This window comes from Cyanobium sp. FACHB-13342 (genome assembly GCF_014697415.1).
In the GTDB taxonomy this organism is placed as follows: Bacteria; Cyanobacteriota; Cyanobacteriia; order PCC-6307; family Cyanobiaceae; genus Cyanobium_A.
The window spans coordinates 79324-98896 of record NZ_JACJRT010000006.1 but is presented as its reverse complement, the minus strand read 5'-3'; the positions used below and the strand labels follow the sequence as shown (position 1 = coordinate 98896).

The window sequence follows — 19573 nt, the reverse complement described above, 5'->3', positions numbered from 1 at the left end:
CTGGGGAGGGAAGGTGGGGCTCAGCCTACAGATGCTGTCCAGGCCCCTTACTCGTCGTCGCCGCTCTCGCCCTCGGGGCTGGCATTGGCCAGGGCTCGATCCACGACCGGCTTGAGGTCAGGCAGGAGCAGCAGTTCCTGGGTGGTGCTGCGCAGCTTCGGTCCCCACAGCTGTTCCTTCTGGTAGCTCTCCAGCACGTAGTTGGGTTCGCTGTCGAGTGCCTTGCTGGCCAGGTCTAGGGCCTCCTGGCGGCCCTCGCTTCCCGTGGCGAACAGGCCGGCTGCCAGGGCCAGGCTCGGCTCGGCCGCATCCGGTTTGATCGTGAGCACCTGGCGCCAGCGCTGCACGGCCGCCTTGGTCTTGCCCTGTTCGAACAGCACCAGCCCCTGGTTGTTGAGGGCTTCCCAGAAGCCCTTGCGCAGGGAGGAGGCCCGTTCAAAGGCGGCGAGGGCCTGGCCGCTCTGGCCCAGCAGGATGCGGGCGTTGCCCAGGTCGAAGTAGGCGCCGGCGTTGCCCTTGTCCAACTTCAGGCCCTGCTCCAGCAGGGTGATCGCCTCGCTGGGTTTGCCGCCCCGCAGGGCCAGGGACCCCTCGGCAAACCAGATGCCGGGGTTGCGGGGATCGAGCTGTTTGGCCTTGGCCAGGGAAACCCCGGCCTGTTCGAGCTGGTTGCTGCGCAACTGGGCTTCGGCCAGCAGCACCCAGCCGCGGGGGTCGTCGGGGAGCAGCTGCACGGTGAGGGCCGCCAGCCGGGCCGCATCGCCGGCCTGACCCATCCGCAGCAGCCGGGCGGCGGCCTGGGCGATTCCCAGCCCCGCGCCTTCCAGCTCCTGCCGCTGGGGAAGGTACACGTAGGGCACCAGCGCCCGGGCGGGCAAGCCCTGGCCCAGCACCACCGTCAGAACACCCAGCAGAACAGCCTTGGAGAACACCGCTGGGCGGGAACCTGCGTGGGAGGAATCAGGGCGCAGCCAGCGCGGTGCCATCGCTTGGGGACAGATCCATCCACCCTAGGCAGTGCCCCCCTGGCTGGCCCGCAGATTGCGGCGCCACATCCAGGGTTTCAGGCGTCGCAGGGCCGAGGCCCGCAGCCGTTCATCCCAGTCGCTGTCGCTCCAGTGCAGCGCCTCCTCGGCCTGCAGATCGAGCAGCCAGGGGCGGGGCTGCAGATCCGGATCGGTGCTGCTCTCCAAGGGCTGGTGGTTCCAGGGGCACACCTCCTGGCAGATGTCGCAGCCGGCCACCCAGCCCTCCATCGCCCCGGCGATCGCGGCGGGCAGTTCGGGAGCGCGGTTTTCGATCGTGTGGAAGGCCAGGCAGCGGCGGCTGTCCACCACGAACGGCTCGGAGATGGCGCCGGTGGGGCAGGCCGGCAGACAGCGGCTGCAGCTGCCACAGAGGGGAGTGGCCGGGGCGTCGGCCGGCAGCTCCAGGTTGGTGAGCAGGTGGCCCAGGAGTAGCCAGGAGCCCCGCCGGCGATGGATCAGGTTGCCGTGTTTGCCGATCCAGCCCAGGCCGGCCTCTTCCGCCCAGGCCTTGTCCATCAGCGGTGCGCTGTCCACGCAGGCCCGCCAGCGCACCCCCGGCACCCGGTCGTCCAGCCAGCGCCCGAGCCGGCGCAGGCGGCCGTCGATCAGCCGGTGGTAGTCGCGGCCCCAGCCGTAGCGCGCCACCTTGAGCGCCCCCGGCGCCCGATCGGCCGCCACGTAGTAGTTGAGGCCCACGGCCAGCAGGCTGCGCACCCCAGGCAGCAGCTGTTCCACCGCGCGCCGGCGCGGGTCGGCCATCCAGGCCATGTCGGCCTGGTACCCGGCGGCGAGCCAGCGCTCCAGGGCCGCCGTTCGCAGGTTGAGGCGATCCCCGGCGGGTACGGCGGCGAGGCCCACCGGATCAAACCCCAGCTGCCGCGCTTGCTCTTTGAGCTGGTGTGCCAGCCCGTGGTGGGCGTCGCGCGTCATCGCCCGTACAGTTGCGCCGTTCCCTCAATCTGCCGCGAGCGCATCCTGTGAGCACCGCCTCCTTCGGCCGCCTGGGCCACCTGCTCCGCTGGCTCGGCCTCACCCTGGTCGTGCTCTTCGGTTTGCATCTGCTGGCCCTGCTGGCCAGCTGGAACTGGGCGCTGGAGCCGTTCCGTGCCCTGTTCGCCGACCGCCTGGTCAGCGAGGCCCCGATGGCCTTGGTGGGCCTGCTGCTGATGTTGTTCGGCAGTCGCCTCGACCATCCCGCTGCCGGGCGTACCCCCCTGCGCTGGATCGTGGTGGTGCTTTCCGGCCTGTTGGCTCTGGCGATGGTGGTGGCCATTCCCCTGTCGATCAGCTCGACTCAGGAGCTCGAAAAGCAGGCCAGCCAGACCGATTTTGCCCTGGCCCAGCAGACCAGCCAGCTGGAGCGTCAGAAGCAGCAGCTCCAGGATCCGGCCTTCATCGATCAGATGATTGCCCAGGCCGAACAGAACGGCCAGATCCCGGCAACGGCCAGTGCGGAGCTCAAAAAGCAGAAGGCCCGCGAGTTCATCGACACCCAACTCAAGCCCCAGCTCCAGCGTGCCGAGCAGCAACTCGGCCAGGCCCGTCTCGGGCGTGACCTGGCCATTCAGCAGCGTCGTTTCGTGGGCACCGGCAGCGCCGTGGCGCTGGCCATCGGCTTCGTGCTGCTGGCCCTGGTGGCCCTGCTGTGATCGATCGCCGGGTGCCGGTGGCTGGCTAAGTTGCCAGTAGGTAGCTAGTAGGCCGGGTCCCCGGGTTGTCACTTGGTTCAATCCAGTCCCAGATCGGATCAGCCCCTCGGGGATCGGCTTCAGGCCGACCTCAAGAACGACCTGATCGCCGGCCTGCTGGTGGTGATTCCCCTCGCCACCACCATCTGGCTCGCCACCACGGTGAGCCGATTTGTGCTGGCGTTTCTCACGTCCATTCCCAAGCAGTTCAACCCCTTCAACACGCTCAACCCGCTGTTGCAGGAACTGATCAATCTTGGGGTGGGCCTGCTGGTGCCCCTGCTCGGGATCCTGTTGATCGGCCTGATGGCCCGCAACATCGTCGGCCGCTGGTTGCTGGAATTCGGCGAGGGCACCCTGCTGCGAATCCCGTTGGCCGGCTCGGTCTACAAGACCCTCAAGCAACTGCTCGAAACCTTCCTGCAGGGCAATTCCTCCAAGTTCCGCCGGGTGGTGCTGGTGGAGTACCCCCGGGAGGGGCTCTACGCCCTGGGTTTTGTCACCGGCGCCATCGGCAGCGCCCTGCAGGCTGGATTCACCGAGCCCATGCTGAGTGTGTTCATCCCCACGGCTCCCAACCCCACCACCGGCTGGTACACCGTGGTGCCGGAGGGGTCGGTCAAGGACCTGGAGATCTCGGTGGAGGATGCCTTCCGCACGATTATTTCCGCCGGCATCGTCAATCCCGACGAAAAGTCCACGCCCAACCGCAGTTTTTCCAGCTTGCTGGCCCAGCTGCGCACTCCCCAACTCTCCTGAGGCAGAGCCGTCCTGATGCAGAGCCGCACCCTCTCCCGTGAACTGGCCCTGTTGATGCTCGGCCAGACCAGCGACCGCGCCGGCGCCACCCCTGGGGCCCAGCCCTCGGCCATGGAGGGGCTGCTGCAGCAGGTGCTCGCCACCCTCAGCCAGCACGTGCGCGAGGCCCTGGACCGCTCCGCCGAGGATCTGCAGACGGCCCAGCAGCAACTGCTCGACAGTGAATTGCAGGAGCAGGGCGAACTGCAGTTGCCGCGGGTGCGGCAGCACCTCAATGCCGGCCTGGTGGCGGCCGAACAGGCCATCAACCGCCTTTCCGCTGGTCTGGAGCTGCCCCGGCTGCTGTTGCTGGCCGACCAGGACGAGGTGCGCCGCGGCGCCATCGCCCGGGTGGAGGCGGTGTTGCGTGACCGGGAAGCCATCGATGCCCGTCTCGACGGGGTGATGGAGGGCTGGCGTCTCACCCGTTTGCCCCGCATCGACCGCGACATCCTGCGGCTGGCCGCTGTGGATCTCGACAGCTTCCACACCCCCGCCGCCGTGGCCTGCAACGAGGCCGTGGAACTGGCCAACCGCTACAGCGATGAGCAGGGGCGCCGCATGATCAACGGCGTGCTGCGGCGTTTCACGGCCGCCCGCACCGTGGCGGAGGCCTGAGCGCACCATGGTGTACGACTGGTTCAATCGCACCGGGCCGGCCTCAGCCGAGGCAGCCAGCCAGCCAGGTCAGGGATCTGAGCCGCCTGCCGCCCCAGAGGCACCTCCTGCCGCGCCCCCCGCCGCTGCCCAGCCCGGGGAAGACCCTGCTGAGGCCAATTCGGTTGAGGCCAGTTCGGCTGTGGCCAATGCAACTGGGGCCCCCTCGCCTGATCCCAACCAGGAGGCCCTCGAGTGGGCGCGTCAGGCCTACGCCCGTCTCAAGGCGCAGCAAGAGGCCCAGAAGCTTGCGTTGCAGAGCAAGGCGGAATCAGCCGTCTCGTCCCTCACCGCGTCAGCCCCATCATCGGTTGCCGAGGCCAGTGCAGCCCCCGTCGGGGATTCCGTACAACCTGTACAGAATCAGGAACAGCCAGCGCAGACCCCGGAGTCCCTACAGACCCTGGCGTCCGCCGACACCTCCGAGCCTGCCCTCCCATCCGAGCCAGATCGGCCTCCGCTCGCGCCCCAGACCCAGGTGCCGGACCCAGCCCCTGCTGAATCGGCGAGCCCTGGCCCATCGCTGCTGGAGCAGGCGGCCGCCCAGCGGGCCGAGCGCCAGCAGGCCATTACGGCGGCAGCCACTGGGCCCGCCCCCGCACTCGTGCCCGCCCCCGCCATCGATCCCCTCGATTCGGCGGAGCCCAGCCTGGGTGACTTCGACACCACCTTCACCTGGTCGGCCGAGGTGCTGGCGGCCCAGGGCAAGCGGGTCGATCAGGTGTCGCTTGAGGAGATCGACTGGCTGGGACGCCTGCGCCAGGGCCTGGAGAAAACCCGCCAGGGTTTCGTCACCCAGTTGCTCGACACCCTCGGTGACGACCCCCTCACCCCGGAGGTGGTGGACGACCTGGAAACGACCCTGCTGCGGGCCGATGTGGGTGTTCAGGCCACCGATCAGGTGCTGGACGCCCTGCGCAAGCGCCTCAACGAAGAGGTGGTGGATCCCACCGAGGGCCTGCGCTTTCTCAAGGAACAGCTGCGGGCCATCCTCGACCAACCGATTGATGCCAGCGGCCACTCGCTGCTCGCTCCCCAGCGCCAGCAGCTCAATGTCTGGCTGATGGTGGGGGTCAACGGCGTGGGCAAGACCACCACCCTGGGCAAGCTCGCCAACCTGGCGGTGCGCAGTGGCTACAGCTGCCTGATCGCCGCCGCCGACACCTTCCGCGCCGCGGCGGTGCAGCAGGTGCAGGTGTGGGGCGACCGCAGTGGCGTGCCGGTGATTGCCAACCCCAGCGCCAATGCGGATCCGGCCGCTGTCGTGTACGACGCCATCGGTGCCGCCCAGGCCAAGGGCACCGAGCTGGTCCTGGTGGACACGGCCGGTCGGCTGCAGACCAAGCACAACCTGATGGAGGAACTCAGCAAGGTGCGCCGCATTGTCGACAAGCTGGCCCCCGAGGCGGTGGTGGAGTCGCTGTTGGTGCTCGATGCCAGCCAGGGCCAGAACGGCCTGCGCCAGGCCATGGCGTTTGCCAAGGCCGCCGGGCTCACCGGAGTGGTGCTCACCAAGCTCGACGGCAGTGCCCGCGGTGGCGTCGCCCTGGCGGTGGCCTCTGAGGCGGGCCTGCCGATCCGCTTCATTGGCGCCGGTGAAGGCATTCGCGACCTGCGCCCCTTCAACAGCTTTGAGTTTGTGGAGGCCCTGCTCGCCCGCTGAGCCATCCCGGGCAGCGCCGGCAGACCCCGCTATCTTGCGAATTCGCCGCGGCCGCCCCGTGCGCAATCGGTGAGCAACAAGCCGCCCCCCCACCCGCTCCAGCAGGCCCCGCCGGTGCTCTCGGCGGCGGCATCCCTGCGGCAGTTGCTGGACAGCCTCAGCCGGGAGCAGCGCCGCAACCAGGAGTTGCTGGCCTCCCTGGCCTTCACCCTGCGCAGTTTCACCAATTTGGGTCGCTTCCTCGAGCTGGTGCCCTTGGTGGCGGCCCGGCTGGTGGAGGCGGAGGGGGCGGTGCTGGTGGTGTTCCACGAGGATGGTCGGCTCTGGCGCGAGCAACTGCAGGCCACACCGGTGGAGCGCTGCGCCGAGTTGATGCGCCAACTGGCGGCCCTCGGTGATGCCGAGCTGGCCGCCCTCAGTGGCGAGGAGGCCGTGGTGGCGCTGCTCGACCAGCGCCTGGGCCGCCTGCTCGGCGACACCCAGGTGTTCGCCACCTCCGTGGTGTGCCGCAGCTTGCCCCGCGGTCGTCTCTACATCTTCAGTGGCCGCCAGGGGTTTGCCTGGAGTGAAGTGCACCGCCGCCACCTGCAGCTGGTGGCCGATCTCACCGCCGTGGCCCTAGAGAATGAGGCCCTGCAGCAGACCATGCGGCGCCATGAGCGGCTCGACCGCCAGCTCAGCATCGGTGCCGAGATCCAGGCCCAGTTGCTGCCTGACCACTGTCCGGTGATTGACGGGGTGGAGCTGGCCGCCCGCTGCCGGCCGGCCTTCCAGGTGGGTGGCGACTACTACGACTTCATCCCCACCCGGCCCCAGCTGCTGGGCCGCCGCCGCGAACAGGCCCGCTGGGCCCTGGTGATGGGGGATGTGATGGGCAAGGGCGTGCCGGCCGGCCTGCTGATGACCCTGCTGCGCGGGATGTTGAGGGCCGAGGTGCTCAGCGGCCATTCGCCCGAGCGCATCCTCCACGATCTCAACCAGCTGGCCCAGGAGGACCTGGCCCACTCGCACCGGTTTGTGACCCTGTTTTATTCCGACTATGACCCGCGCACGCGGCGGCTGCGCTACGCCAATGCGGCCCACAATCCCCCCCTCATCTGGCGGCGGCAGCGCAACCAGGTGGACCGTCTTGATGCGCCGGGTCTGTTGATCGGTCTGCAGAGCGATGCCGATTACGGCATCGCTGAAATCGTGCTGGAGCCGGGCGATGTGTTGCTGTACTACACCGATGGGGTCACCGAGGCCTCCGGGTTCAGCGGCGAGCGGTTCGATGAGGAGCGGCTGGTGCGCACCCTGCAGGCGGCCTGTCGCTCCGGCATCGGCGCCCAGGGGATTCTCGATCAGTTGTTTGCCCGGCTCGACCGTTTCGTGGGTCCCGACCGGCAGTTGGATGACGATGCCTCGATGGTGGTGCTGAAGGTGCGGGAGGAGGTGATGTTGCCCTCCCTGCCAAGCTGAGGGCCTGCGAAGCTGATGGCTTGCAAAGCCGACGTTCTGCCCAGCCCTGAGCGCCACGTTTCGAATGGCCGTTGATTCCACCGCCTCCACCTGGAGCCAGCGCTTTGAGCAGGGGCTGCATCCGGCGATTGAGCGCTTCAATGCCTCGATCGGCTTTGACATTGCCCTGCTGCAGCAGGACCTGGATGGCTCCATCGCCCATGCCCGCATGCTGGGCCGTTGCGGCGTGATCTCGGAGGCCGAGGCCGCCCAGTTGATCGAGGGTCTGGAGACGGTGCGGGCCGAGGCGGCCCGGGGCGCGTTCAACCCCGGCCTGGAGGCCGAAGATGTGCACTTCGCCGTGGAGCGGCGCCTGATCGAGCTGCTCGGGCCGTTGGGCAAGAAGCTGCACACCGGCCGCAGCCGCAACGACCAGGTGGGCACCGACCTGCGCCTGTGGTTGCGGGGCCAGATCGAGGCCATTGATGGGGCCCTGCTGCGTTTTGAGCGGGCCCTGCTGGCCCAGGCCGAACGCCACAGCACGGTGTTGATTCCGGGCTACACCCACCTGCAGCGGGCCCAGCCGGTGTGTCTGGCCCACCATCTGCTGGCCTACATCGAGATGGCTGAGCGGGACCGCGAGCGCCTGGCCGACGTGCGCCGGCGGGTGAACATCTGCCCCCTGGGGGCGGCGGCCCTGGCCGGCACACCGGTGCCGATCGATCGGCGCCAGACCGCCGCGGAGCTCGGCTTCGAGGCCATCTACGCCAACAGCCTGGATGCGGTGAGCGACCGGGATTTCGCCGTGGAGTTCATGGCCGCCGCCAGTCTGGTGCTGGTGCACCTCAGTCGCCTCAGTGAGGAGGTGATCCTCTGGGCGTCCGAGGAATTCGGTTTCGTGGGCCTCACCGATCGCTGTGCCACGGGAAGCAGCCTGATGCCCCAGAAGAAGAACCCCGATGTCCCCGAGCTGGTGCGGGGCAAGAGCGGCCGGGTGTTCGGCCACCTGATGGGGTTGTTGACGATGATCAAGGGTCTGCCCCTGGCCTACAACAAGGACTTCCAGGAGGACAAGGAAGCCCTGTTTGATGGGGTACGCACCTGTCTGGATTGCCTGGAGGCGATGGCGATCCTGTTTGAGGAGGGTCTGGAGTTTCGGCCCCAGCGCCTGGAGGCCGCCGTGGCTGCAGATTTTTCCAATGCCACCGATGTGGCCGACTACCTGGTGGCGAAGGGGGTGCCTTTCCGCGAGGCCTACCAGCTGGTGGGTGGCCTGGTGAAAGGGTGCCTGGCTGAGGGAGTGCTGCTGGCCGACCTGCCGCTGGAGCGCTGGCAGCAGCTGCATCCTGCCTTTGAGACGGATATCTACGCGGCCATCAGTCCGCGCCAGGTGGTGGCCGCCCGCCGCAGTGAGGGGGGTACCGGTTTCGAGCAAGTGGAGCAGCAGTTGCAGCGGATTCGGATGCAACTGGCCTCCTGAGGGCGGGCAGTTTTCGCCAAGCGTCTTAGGGTGGGTTGGTTAGCGGCCCAATGGCCCACATGCATCGGCCACGCGGTCGATCTCTGGTTCGTGAGCATCTTTGTTGGCAACCTTCCCTTCCGTGCTGAGCAGGAAGACGTCGCGGAATTGTTTGCACCCTTCGGTGACGTGGTGAACTGTTCCCTGCCCCTCGAGCGGGACACCGGGCGCAAGCGCGGTTTTGCCTTTGTCGAGATGGCGGATGACGCCGCCGAATCCAAGGCCATCGATGCCCTTCAGGGGGCCGAGCTGATGGGTCGTCCCCTGCGCATCAACAAGGCCGAGCCCCGCGGTGGTGGCGGCGGCGGTCAGCGCCGTGGCGGTTATGGCGGTGGCGGAGGCTATGGAGGAGGAGGTGGTGGCTACAACCGGGGGAATGACGGCGGTGGCTACGGCGGTGGCGGTGGCTATGCAGGAGCCGGCGGCGGTGCCGATCGGGGTTCGGGGGCCCGCGGCTGGGAAGACCGCAGCTACGGAGCTGGGGCTTCCGCGCCAGGCGACAGCTTCGATGCCGGCCGCACCCGCCGCCGCCGCAGCGGCGGTGGTGACAGCGGTGGTGGTGACTACTACGGCGGTGCGGAAGGCTAGAGGGTTGGTTCCGGTTTAGAGCCCTCGCTCCTCCAGGTCCTGGGCGGCGGCCGCCAGCACCGCTGGTTCCGCATCCCGAGCACCCGCGGCCTGCGTGATCTGCTGGCGCCAGCGGCGCGCGCCGCTCACCCCTTCCACCACATGCACCAGGTGGCGGGCGATCGGCCAGAGCCGTTCTCCCCGGCTTCGCCACCGCTCCGCATAGGGAATCAGGCCCCGCACCACCTGGGAGGCGCTGGTGGGGTGCTGGCTGCCATCTCCAAACACCCTTCGATCCACGTCCACCCACATGAGTGGATGGGCATAGGCTGCCCGGCCCACCATGGCCCCATCCACCTGGTCGAGCTGCTCCAGGCAGGCATCCAGGCTCTCCAGGCCGCCGTTCAGCTCAATGGTGAGCCCGGGTCGATCCCGTTTGAGCTGGTGCACCACGTCGTAACGGAGGGGGGGAACGGTGCGGTTCTGTTTTGGATCCAGCCCCTCCAGCCAGGCCTTGCGGGCATGCACGGCGAACCGTTGCGCGCCGGCGGCGGCCACCGGATCCACGAAGGCCAGCAGGTCCTCGTAGGCATCGCGCCCGTCGATGCCGATTCGGTGTTTGACCGTTACGGGGAGGGGGCTGGCGGCCGCCATGGCCGCCACACAGTCGGCCACCCGGTGGGGCTCGGCCATCAAGCAGGCCCCGAAGCGACCCTTCTGCACCTTTTCGCTGGGGCAGCCCACATTCAGGTTGATTTCGTCGTAGCCCCAGTCGGCCGCCAGTCGGGTTGCCTCCGCCAGCAGGGCCGGATCGTCACCGCCGACCTGCAGGGCGACGGGGTGTTCTAGGGGGTCGAAACCCAGCAGCCGATCCAGTCGACCGCCGGTTGCGCTAGCTCCAGGTTCCCGGCTGGCGTGATGCAGGGCCTGGGCCACCACCATTTCGGAGTAAAGCAGGCTGCGCCGGGTGATCTGGCGCATCAACACCCGAAAGTGCCGATCCGTGTAGTCCATCATCGGAGCCACACTGAAGCGATAGCTGGCCGGATCGGTCTGCCCCATCAGCCCATGCTGCCCGCCCATGCCCCCCTGCTTCCCTCCTGCTGATGTTGCCTAGTCATGCCGCCGTTGTGGTGGCGGGTGGCGGGGCCGCCGGTTTCATGGCTGCGATTGCCGCCGCTGAGGCGGGCGTGCGCGACATCGTGCTGCTGGAGGCCACCGCCGAGCCGCTGCAGAAGGTTTTGATCAGTGGGGGCGGCCGCTGCAATGTCACCCATGCCTGCTGGGATCCCCGGGCGCTGGTGGGTCACTATCCCCGCGGTGGCAGGGCCCTGCAGGGGCCCTTTTCCCGCTTTGCCAGCGGCGATGCGGTGGCCTGGTTCCAGGAGCATGGCCTGGAGCTGGTGGAGGAGGCCGATGGCCGCCTGTTCCCCCGATCCAACCGGTCTGAATCCGTGGCGGCCACCCTGCGCCGGGCGGCCCTGCAGGCCGGCGTGCAGCTGCACACGGGGGCAAGCGTGCAGGGGGTGGCCGTGGGGGGCTGCGGCGGATTTGCCCTGCAGGTGCGCTGCAGCCTGTCCGGCGAGGGGGGCAGCAGGGAACGCCGGCTGATGGGCGCCGATCGGCTGGTGCTGGCCACCGGCAGTCACCCCAGCGGCCGCCAGCTGGCCGCCGCCCTGGGCCATGGGCTGGTGGCGCCGGTGCCCTCCCTGTTCACCCTGGCCCTGGCAAACGATCCCCTCTGCGCGCTCGCGGGGGTGGTGATGGAGTCGGTGGAGCTGCTGCTGGAGCTGCCGGCAGACCCAGGGTCCGGAGCTCCCGAGCGCGGCGTCCAGCGCTTCCGCCAGCGGGGTGCGGTGTTGATCACCCACTGGGGCTTGTCCGGTCCGGCCACCCTGCGGCTCACGGCCTTTGCGGCCCGGGCCCTCAAGGCCGCCGGTTACCGCGGTGAGCTTTGGATCGACTGGAGCGACGGGCAGGCTCAGCCCCAGCTCGAGGCCCTGTTTGCCGAGGCGAAGCAGGAGCAGGCCAAACGGCAGCTGGCCAACTGGCGGCCCTGGCCGGCCTTGAGCCGGCGGCTGTGGCTGGCCCTGCTGCAGCGCCATGGTGTTGATCCCCAGCAGCGCTGGGCCGACCTCTCCAAGCGCCATCAGCAGCTCCTGGTGACGGCCCTCCGTTATACCCGGGTGGCTGTCACTGGCCGGGGCCCCTTCGGGGAGGAATTCGTGACGGCCGGCGGAATCCCCCTGGGGGAGGTGAATCTGGCCACGATGGCCAGCCGCGTGCAACCGGGTCTCTATTTAGTGGGCGAACTCCTGGACGTGGATGGGGTGACCGGCGGATTCAATTTTCAGCACTGCTGGAGCAGCGGCTGGCTTGCGGGGCAGGATTTAGGAGCCGGGTAATTTCGAATTACTTGATTTGATCGAAGATGGAAAACATCGGCATATACATTGCCAGCAGGATTGACCCTACAATTCCACCAACTAGCACGATCAAAGCTGGTTCCAGCATCGATGTCAGTGCCTTCACCGCAGTTTCGACTTCGTCTTCATAGAAGTCGGCTACCTTGGAGAGCATAGCATCCATTTCGCCGGTCTCTTCCCCGATGGCCATCATGCTGATTGACATATCTGGAAAAACGTTCATGCGACCCAAGGCGACGCTCAGTGGAATACCTTGAAGCACATCTTGGCGGCTGTTGTTGATTGCATCGGAGACGATGGAGTTGTTGCTGATTTCTCGCACAATTTCCAGTGACATCAGGATTGGCACGCCGGCGCGGGTCAGTGAGCTGAAAGTGCGGCAAAATTGAGCCGTAGCCGTTTTTTGAACCAGATCACCAAACAGTGGAAGCTTAAGTATCAAGGCATCCACCCGCCGCCGACCGATTGGGGTGGCATAAAACCTGCCGAACAGAAAGAAGGCAATCACCAAGCCGATTACCAGATAGAGCGAGAATGTTGACCGCAGCAGGCTGCTGAGATCAACCATTATTTGGGTAAACCAGGGAAGCTCAGCTCCCAGACCATCGAAAATTCCGGCAAAGGTGGGAATGATGAAGATCGTCATTCCCAGAAAGACGGAAATGGCAATGAAAAGAACCGCCACGGGATAGCCCATGGCGCCCTTGATCTGGTTTTGCAGCTTGGCGTTGTCCTCGAGCAGTTTGGCCAGGCGTTTCAAGGAATCATCCAGCACACCGCCGGCTTCTCCAGCTTCGACCATGGCAACACTGAGCTTGTCGAACACCTTGGGCCAGCGCCGTAAGGCTTCCCCCAGCGAGATACCCTGATTGACCTCTAAGCTGATCGATTGGAGGGCGCGCTTGAACAGGGGCATCTTTTGCTGGGTGGCCATCAAATCGATGCTGCGCACGATCGGCACCCCGGCGTTGATCAGCGCAGACATTTTGCTGGCAAACACAGCTTTTTCTTTGATGCCCGGCTTGGCTTCCAGCAGTTCGTTCAGCTTTGAAAATTTGAGCTTCTGATTGAGCTGAATGGCCGCGCTGGAGCCGGTGGCACCGGCTTTCTGTTTGGCTTTGATTTCCGTCGCTCGAATGCCGCGCAGACGCAGGTCACGCTTCGCCTGGACAGGATTGGGTGCCTCGATATCCACCAAGGCCGATTTGCCTTGAGGGTTGACGTAGGTGGCGACAAATGTGGGCATGACTCAGAGGGTCCTAGGGATCAGCCCAGTTGGTTGATGAGGCGTTTGAGCTCTTCGGGTTTTGAGGTTTTCAACAGGGCCTCATCCATGGTCACCTGGTTGCTGAGCACCAGATCACTGAGGGCCTTCTCCAGGGTTTGCATCGACAGTTGGCCGCCGGTTTGAATTTGGGAATAGAGCTGGGCCGTTTTGCCTTCCCGGATCAGGTTGGCCGTGGCCGGGGTGTTGATCATGATTTCCTGGGCCATCACCCGGCCGAACTGCCCGGGACTTGGATTATGGCGTTTGCAGAGGGTCTGGGCAAACACGGCTGCCAGGCTGCTGCTCAGTTGAACCCGGATCTGGGTCTGCTGGGTCGGCGGGAACACGTCCACCATGCGGTCGACAGTCTGGGCCGCTGAGCTGGTGTGCAGGGTGCCGAACACCAGGTGGCCTGTTTCGGCTGCGGTGATCGCCAGCTGGATGGTGTCGAGATCGCGCAGCTCCCCCACCAGGATCACATCGGGGTCTTCCCGCAGGGCGGCCTTGAGAGCGTTGGCAAAGCTGCGGGTGTCGTCGTTGAGCTGACGCTGGTGAATGACACTTTTGACCGGTTTATAGGTGAACTCAATCGGATCTTCGATGGTCAGAATTTGTTCAGCTCGGGTCTGGTTGATGTGCTCCAGCATGGCAGCCAGCGTCGTGGTTTTGCCGGAACCCGTAGGGCCTGTGACCAGGATCAAGCCCTTGGGGATATGGCTCATTTCCTCCACGATTGGAGGAAGGCCAAGACTTTCCAAGGTAGGCACACTGTTACCGAGGGCCCGCAGACACGCGGCATAGGTTCCCCGCTGGCGGTAGACGTTGACGCGGAAGCGGGCAACACCCTTGAGGCCGTAGGCGCAGTCCAGCTCCCAGGTTTGCTCCAGTTGCTTGCGCTGGGCATTGTTGAGCATCGAGAAGATCAGCTTGTTGCAGTCTTCTTCCCCTAGAAAATCATCCTGAAGTGGCCTGAGTTGGCCGTTGAAGCGGCCATAGGGGGGCAGACCGGCGCTGATGTGGAGATCGCTGCCACCATCTGTCACCAGCTGGCTCATCAGGTCTTCGATCATCACGGCCATGGGGTCTTCAGCGGCTGGTCAGACAGTAGGGACATTCAAGCCAGTCGTCATGGAGACCGGCTCCGCAGTTGCTGCAGGTGAGGGTGCTCAGGGAGCGGGAACGCCGCTCCGATTCGAGTCCGGAGTCGGTCAGCAGCATGCGCTCAACTTCCGACAGGGTGGTGTGACCTTCGCGGACGAGCTGAAGGCCATAGCCTAGGAGGGTTTTCATGCCGTTTTCAAGGGCCATGCGACGCAGAACGTCGGTGGTTTCCCGTTTGGCGACCGCGGCGGCCAGGGTGTCGGTCATCCGCAGAATTTCATAGACGCCGACGCGTCCCTTGTACCCCGCCCCGTTGCAGGCGGGACAACATCCCTCCTGGTTTTTGTTTTGGGTGTTGGCTCGGAAGAAGGTCACGTCGGTTTCATGGCTGCTCAGCAGGCCAAACCGACCGAGTTCTTCAGGAGAGGGTTTGTAGCTGATCCGGCAAGCCGCACAGACCCTCCTGAGTAGGCGCTGGGAGACGATTCCCAGCAAGGAAGCGCTCACCATGAACGGCTCGACGCCCATTTCATCGAGTCGGGCGATGGCGCTGGCGGCGTCGTTGCAGTGCAGGGTGGTCATCACCAGGTGGCCGGTGAGTGCCGCTTCGATTGCCGTCTTGGCGGTTTCCAGGTCACGGGTTTCCCCCACCAGCAGCACGTCCGGGTCCTGACGCATGAAGGCCCGCAGGGCCGTACTGAAGTCGAGCCCCTTTTCCCGGTTCACCTGGGTTTGGGTGATTCCGTGCAGGGTGTATTCGATCGGGTCTTCAACGGTCGAGATGTTGATGCCCGGGTCGTTGCGCTCGGCCAGCAGGGCGTAGAGGGTTGTCGATTTTCCCGAGCCGGTCGGCCCCGTCACCAGGATCATGCCGTAGGGCTTGGAACCCAGTTCTCGCAGAGTTTTTCGGGCGTCGGCATCGGTGATCAGGGTTTCCAGGCCGAGCTGGGTGGCGCCGCTGTCCAGCAGTCGCATGCAGATTTTTTCGCCATTGCGGCTCGGCAGGGTGCTGACCCGGAAATCCATCTTCCGGCCGCGGAACATCCGACGGATACGGCCATCTTGGGGTAGGCGTCGCTCGGCGATATCCAGATCGGCCATGATCTTGATTCGGGAGGTGACGGCCGGCGTCAGGCTCTTGGGCAGGTCTTCGAAGTGCTTCTGCAGCACCCCGTCGAGGCGGAAGCGAATTTCCAGGGTGTTCTCCTGGGGTTCCACGTGAATGTCACTGGCGCCCGAGGTGAGGGCCTCAATCAGGATCCGGTCCACCAGGCTGATGATGGGTGAGGCATTGGCGCTGCTGCTGGCGGCGGCCGCGTTGATCTCGAGGTCCTCTACATCGGTGACCTCCTGGAGTTCCCCGCTGCTGCCCACGCCGGGGATCCCCAGGTCCCTGGTCAGGGAGCGGGGGGCGTTCGGTGCTGGGCTGGTTCTGGGCTGCTGGGAGTCCCTGGAGTCCTCCGAGGACGGAGCAACAGGCCTGGCCGCGAGCATCTCGGTCAGGTTGCTGGCCAGGGCCAGCTTGAGATCGGCAGCGAATCCCGCCTTTTCCAGTTCGTTGCTGAGCTCCTGACGCTGCTGCTGGAGCCAGTGGCTCGGTACGGCCACGCTGAGCCGGCCGTTGGCTTCGAGTAGGGGAAGGGCGCCGAGTTCACGCCAGCGTTCCGTGCTGAGCCCCTTGCCAGCGATCAGTAGGTCTTGACCGGCGGCCTGGAGTTCGACCTTCTGGAGTACGGGCTCACCCACCAGCAGTTCCACTTCCAGCCGTTGCTGCTCTTCGCTGCTGGCTTCGGGAACGGGACGCGTGGGGGTGAGGGTCATGGCGCCTGGAGGTGCGGGCTTCCGCCGCTTGTGGGAGGTGGGCCCGGAGCTTCAACATGTCTAGAACCAAAGTCTGACCTTGTCAGCCATGAGCGGTGACACCTCGATGAGCGGTGACAGCAACCCTGGATCCGAAACGCTTCCCTCCGCCGACCCCATGGAGACCCCGGCAGGGCCTGGCAGCGCTGGAGATCAGCAGACACCAGATGCTGTGCTGGAGTCCCCCGATGGGGGTTCAGGGGAGGCAGGCGGCACCAATTCCCCGGGCACCCAACCCCAGGACCGGGTCGTCCAGCTCGAGGCCGAATTGGCTTCCCTGAGGGCCGAGCATGAGGCGCTCAACGGCCAGTACATGCGGCTGGCCGCCGACTTCGACAATTTCCGCAAGCGCCAGAGTCGGGACAGCGAAGACCTGCGCCTGCAGATCACCTGCTCCACCCTCGGGGAGATCCTGCCGGTGGTCGACAACTTTGATCGGGCCCGGCAGCAACTCAACCCCCAGCATGAGGAGGCCCAGACGCTTCATCGCAGTTACCAGGGTCTCTACAAGCAGTTGGTGGAGGTGTTCAAACAGCTGGGCGTGTCCCCGATGCGGGTGGAGGGAGAGCCCTTTGACCCCAGCCTGCACGAAGCCGTGCTGCGCGAACCCAGCGAGGCCCATCCGGAGGATGTGGTGATCGAGGAGTTGCAGCGCGGCTACCACCTCAATGGACGTGTGTTGCGCCACGCCCTAGTCAAGGTGTCGATGGGGCCTGGCCCGGCCGATGGCGGAGCAGCAGGCCCAAGCGGGGACAACGGATCCGCTGAGGAGCAGGGCGGCTGATGGCCGACTATTACGACCTGCTCGGTGTCGCCCGCGATGCCGATCCCGACACCCTGAAACGCTCCTACCGACGGCTGGCCCGCCAGTACCACCCCGACGTCAACAAGGACCCGGGGGCTGAGGACAAGTTCAAGGAGATCGGTCGGGCCTATGAGGTGCTCAGCGATCCCCAGACCCGCGCCCGCTACGACCAATTCGGCGAGGCCGGCCTTGGCGGCGGCGGTGGCATGCCCGACATGGGCGACATGGGGGGATTCGCCGATCTGTTCGAGACCTTCTTCAGTGGTTTCGGCGGAGCGGCGGCAGGCGGCGCGCCGCGGCGCCGGGGACCCCGCCAGGGTGATGACCTACGCCTGGATCTCACCATCAGCTTCCAGGAAGCCGTGTTCGGCATTGAGAAGGAGGTGCAGATCCGTCACCTCGAAACCTGCAGCACCTGTCAGGGCTCCGGAGCGAAGGCGGGCAGTGGACCCACCACCTGCGGCACCTGCGGCGGTGCCGGCCAGGTGCGGCGAGCCACCCGCACCCCCTTCGGCAGCTTCACCCAGGTGGCGGCCTGTCCGACCTGCGAGGGCACCGGCCAGGTGATTGCCGATCCCTGCAGCGCTTGCGGTGGCCAGGGATTGCAGCAGGTGCGCAAGAAGCTGCGCATCAACATTCCCGCTGGCGTGGATTCCGGCACCCGGCTGCGGGTGGCCAACGAGGGCAATGCGGGGCAGCGCGGTGGCCCCGCTGGCGACCTGTACGTCTTTCTGACTGTGCAGTCAGCCCCGGGGCTGCGCCGCGATGGCATCCACATCCACTCCGAGGTCACGCTCAACTACCTCCAGGCCATCCTGGGCGACACCATTGAGGTCGACACCGTCGATGGGCATGAGCAGCTGGAGATTCCCGCTGGCACCCAGCCTGGGGCCGTGCTCACCCTGCAGGGCAAGGGGGTGCCCAAGCTGGGCAATCCGGTGGCCCGGGGCAACCATCTGGTGAGCGTCAAGGTGCAGCTGCCCACCAAGCTCAACGGCGAGGAGCGGGAGCTGCTGGAGCAGCTGGCTGGCCACCACAGCAGCAAGGGCCAGAAGCATCCCCACAAGAGTGGTCTGTTTGGGGGCCTGTTCGGTTGAGCCCGGCCCCGCCGCCGGCCCTTGATCTGCGCGGCACCCCCTGCCCGCTCAATTTCATCCGCACCAAGCTCGCCCTTGAGCAGGTGGCCCCTGGTGCGCTGCTCCAGGTCGATCTCGATGCCGGTGAGCCCCAACAGTTGGTCACCGAGGGATTGGAAACGGCCGGCCACGGGGTCACCTGGGCGCCCCATCCGGAGCAGGAAGGGGCGGTGCGTCTGTTGATCTGTCGCCATGTCGGCTGAGGCTGGCCCGCGCCGTCTGCCGGGCCAGGTGGTGGCCCTGCTGGCCAACTACTGCTGGGTCGAGCTCGACCGGCCGGGCCCCACCGGCCTGAGCCGCCTGCTCTGCACCCGCCGCACCCGGCTGGGTAAGAGCGGCCAAAGCATCGCCGTGGGGGATCGGGTCTGGGTGGATGGAATCGACTGGCCCGAGGGGCGGGGCGCGGTGGCGGCCCTGGAGCCGCGGGATGGGCTGCTGGAACGCCCTGCGGTCGCCAACGTGGCACGGGTGGTGGTGGTGGTGGCCCTGGCGGAGCCGGAGCTGGATCCCCTGCAGCTCACCCGCTTTCTGCTCACTGCCGAGGCCACCGGCCGGCCGGTGCAGCTGGTGTTTTCCAAGGCGGATCTGGTGCCCGCGCCGCTGGCCCAGAACTGGTGTGAGCGGGCGGCGGCCTGGGGCTACGAGGCCCTGGCGGTGTCGACCCAGACGGGCCAGGGCCTGGACCGGTTACACCAGCGGCTGCTCCAGCCCGGCATCGCCGTGCTCTGCGGCCCCTCTGGGGTGGGCAAAAGCAGTGTCCTCAATGGGCTGTGTCCCGAGCTGGGCCTTCGGGTGGCGGCGGTGTCGGGCCGGTTGCAGCGCGGGCGCCACACCACCCGCCATGTGGAACTCTTTCCCTTGGCCCCCGGGGCCCTGCTCGCCGACACCCCCGGATTCAACCGTCCGAGCTTGCCGGCGGAACCGGCCGCGTTGGCACACCTCTTTCCTGAGGTTCGGGAGCGGCTGAGCCAGGGATCCTGCCGTTTCAGCAATTGCCTCCACCAGGGAGATCCCGGTTGTGCCGTGGGGGCCGACTGGGAGCGCCACGGGCTCTACCTCCAGTGCCTGGCCGATGTGGTGCTGGACGCGGAGCGCCGGGCCCGGGTCTCCAGCCGCGCTGAGGGCCCCGGGCTGCGCCGCCGCGGCCAGGGACTGGAGCCGCGCCTGGCGCCCCAGCTGCGGCAGCCGTCCAGGCGCCGCCAGCGCCAGCAGCTGCTGGACGGGGACACGGTGGACGACTCCGGCAGGGCGCTCAGCCCCCCAGACCCGGCAGGTTGAGGTTCAGGCCGCCGGTGAGCTCTTCCATGCGGCCCTTCATCGTGCCGGTGGAGAGCTCATAGGCCGATTGCAGGGCCTCCAGCACGGCCGCTTCGCTGGCAGCAGCCCCTTCGGCCACCAGTTCTGGTGCCAGCTGCACCCGCAGGGGTTGCTGGTTGCCCGAGAGCCACACGCTGGCCCGGCCGTCGGCGCTGCGGCCTTCGAGCTCCATGGCATCGAGCTCCTCCTGCAGCTTCTGGGCGTTCTGCTGCAGTTCCTGGGCCTTCTTGAAGGCCTCGGTGAGCTGACCGAAATTGGGGAGTCCGAAGCCAGCCATGCCCTAGTCGTTGTTTGCCGCAGGCTA

At 66.6% G+C, this 19573-nt stretch carries 19 protein-coding genes; 12 read left to right on the top strand and 7 right to left on the bottom strand.

The annotated features are described in order from the left end of the window. Positions 1 to 47 precede the first annotated feature (47 nt). Both H6G16_RS03640 and queG read right to left on the bottom strand, forming a co-directional pair. Positions 48 to 986: a tetratricopeptide repeat protein gene (locus tag H6G16_RS03640; protein ID WP_190388957.1), complete on the bottom strand. Its 939-nt coding sequence runs from the start codon at positions 984 to 986 to the stop codon at positions 48 to 50. Positions 987 to 1010: 24 nt separating this feature from the next. Further along, positions 1011 to 1958, bottom strand: a complete 948-nt coding sequence (gene queG, locus H6G16_RS03635) for a tRNA epoxyqueuosine(34) reductase QueG (RefSeq protein ID WP_190388956.1) — start codon at positions 1956 to 1958, stop codon at positions 1011 to 1013. Between the two features lie 47 nt (positions 1959 to 2005). On the opposite strand from queG, the gene H6G16_RS03630 reads away from it, so the two are divergent. The 7 genes from H6G16_RS03630 (at position 2006) to H6G16_RS03600 (ending at position 9378) form a co-directional block, all read left to right on the top strand. Then, positions 2006 to 2677: an HpsJ family protein gene (locus H6G16_RS03630; RefSeq protein ID WP_190388955.1), complete on the top strand. Its 672-nt coding sequence runs from the start codon at positions 2006 to 2008 to the stop codon at positions 2675 to 2677. A gap of 72 nt (positions 2678 to 2749) precedes the next feature. Then, on the top strand, positions 2750 to 3475 hold the full coding sequence (locus tag H6G16_RS03625; RefSeq protein ID WP_190388954.1) for a DUF502 domain-containing protein: 726 nt from the start codon (positions 2750 to 2752) through the stop codon (positions 3473 to 3475). Positions 3476 to 3490: 15 nt separating this feature from the next. Continuing rightward, complete coding sequence (nusB, locus tag H6G16_RS03620) at positions 3491 to 4132, top strand: transcription antitermination factor NusB (protein ID WP_190388953.1); 642 nt, start codon at positions 3491 to 3493, stop codon at positions 4130 to 4132. A 7-nt stretch (positions 4133 to 4139) separates the two neighbouring features. Further along, the gene (gene ftsY, locus H6G16_RS03615) at positions 4140 to 5834 is read left to right on the top strand and encodes a signal recognition particle-docking protein FtsY (RefSeq protein WP_199289147.1); all 1695 of its coding nucleotides are present in this window, start codon (positions 4140 to 4142) and stop codon (positions 5832 to 5834) included. Positions 5835 to 5903: 69 nt separating this feature from the next. Next, positions 5904 to 7292: a SpoIIE family protein phosphatase gene (locus tag H6G16_RS03610; RefSeq protein ID WP_190388951.1), complete on the top strand. Its 1389-nt coding sequence runs from the start codon at positions 5904 to 5906 to the stop codon at positions 7290 to 7292. A gap of 64 nt (positions 7293 to 7356) precedes the next feature. Further along, positions 7357 to 8751 carry an argininosuccinate lyase gene (gene argH / locus H6G16_RS03605; RefSeq protein ID WP_190388950.1) on the top strand — a complete coding sequence of 465 codons (1395 nt, stop codon included), beginning with the start codon at positions 7357 to 7359 and terminating at the stop codon, positions 8749 to 8751. A gap of 90 nt (positions 8752 to 8841) precedes the next feature. Next, positions 8842 to 9378 carry an RNA-binding protein gene (locus H6G16_RS03600; protein WP_190388949.1) on the top strand — a complete coding sequence of 179 codons (537 nt, stop codon included), beginning with the start codon at positions 8842 to 8844 and terminating at the stop codon, positions 9376 to 9378. A gap of 15 nt (positions 9379 to 9393) precedes the next feature. Here the strand turns inward: H6G16_RS03600 and dusA are convergent, their stop codons facing one another. Continuing rightward, positions 9394 to 10419, bottom strand: coding sequence for a tRNA dihydrouridine(20/20a) synthase DusA (gene dusA, locus H6G16_RS03595; protein ID WP_190388948.1), 1026 nt, complete (start codon positions 10417 to 10419; stop codon positions 9394 to 9396). Between the two features lie 44 nt (positions 10420 to 10463). Between dusA and H6G16_RS03590 the strand changes: the two genes are divergently transcribed. Beyond that, positions 10464 to 11762 carry an aminoacetone oxidase family FAD-binding enzyme gene (locus tag H6G16_RS03590; protein ID WP_190388947.1) on the top strand — a complete coding sequence of 433 codons (1299 nt, stop codon included), beginning with the start codon at positions 10464 to 10466 and terminating at the stop codon, positions 11760 to 11762. 7 nt (positions 11763 to 11769) lie between these two features. Here the strand turns inward: H6G16_RS03590 and H6G16_RS03585 are convergent, their stop codons facing one another. The 3 genes from H6G16_RS03585 to H6G16_RS03575 are packed head-to-tail and all read right to left on the bottom strand — an operon-like array spanning position 11770 to position 15972. Next, positions 11770 to 13029 carry a type II secretion system F family protein gene (locus tag H6G16_RS03585; RefSeq protein ID WP_190388946.1) on the bottom strand — a complete coding sequence of 420 codons (1260 nt, stop codon included), beginning with the start codon at positions 13027 to 13029 and terminating at the stop codon, positions 11770 to 11772. Positions 13030 to 13049: 20 nt separating this feature from the next. Continuing rightward, entirely contained in the window at positions 13050 to 14129 is a 1080-nt protein-coding gene (locus H6G16_RS03580) for a type IV pilus twitching motility protein PilT (protein ID WP_190388945.1), read from the bottom strand. Between the two features lie 7 nt (positions 14130 to 14136). Then, positions 14137 to 15972 (bottom strand): GspE/PulE family protein, encoded by a 1836-nt coding sequence (locus tag H6G16_RS03575; RefSeq protein ID WP_190388944.1) that lies wholly within the window; start codon positions 15970 to 15972, stop codon positions 14137 to 14139. An 88-nt stretch (positions 15973 to 16060) separates the two neighbouring features. On the opposite strand from H6G16_RS03575, the gene grpE reads away from it, so the two are divergent. From grpE to rsgA, 4 genes are read left to right on the top strand one after another with little or no spacing between them, the layout of a single operon-like run. Next, a complete protein-coding gene (grpE, locus tag H6G16_RS03570) occupies positions 16061 to 16795 on the top strand; it encodes a nucleotide exchange factor GrpE (RefSeq protein WP_242036143.1) in 735 nt (244 codons plus the stop codon). After that, positions 16795 to 17913, top strand: coding sequence for a molecular chaperone DnaJ (gene dnaJ, locus H6G16_RS03565; RefSeq protein ID WP_190388943.1), 1119 nt, complete (start codon positions 16795 to 16797; stop codon positions 17911 to 17913). Before grpE ends, dnaJ begins: the two co-directional genes overlap by 1 nt. Continuing rightward, a complete protein-coding gene (locus H6G16_RS03560) occupies positions 17910 to 18155 on the top strand; it encodes a sulfurtransferase TusA family protein (RefSeq protein WP_190388942.1) in 246 nt (81 codons plus the stop codon). The genes dnaJ and H6G16_RS03560 overlap by 4 nt, the downstream gene beginning before the upstream one ends. Next, a complete protein-coding gene (gene rsgA / locus H6G16_RS03555) occupies positions 18145 to 19230 on the top strand; it encodes a ribosome small subunit-dependent GTPase A (protein WP_190388941.1) in 1086 nt (361 codons plus the stop codon). The genes H6G16_RS03560 and rsgA overlap by 11 nt, the downstream gene beginning before the upstream one ends. On the opposite strand, the gene H6G16_RS03550 is transcribed toward rsgA, so the two are convergent. Beyond that, positions 19205 to 19546, bottom strand: coding sequence for a YbaB/EbfC family nucleoid-associated protein (locus tag H6G16_RS03550; RefSeq protein ID WP_190388940.1), 342 nt, complete (start codon positions 19544 to 19546; stop codon positions 19205 to 19207). The genes rsgA and H6G16_RS03550 overlap by 26 nt on opposite strands. Positions 19547 to 19573: the final 27 nt, after the last annotated feature.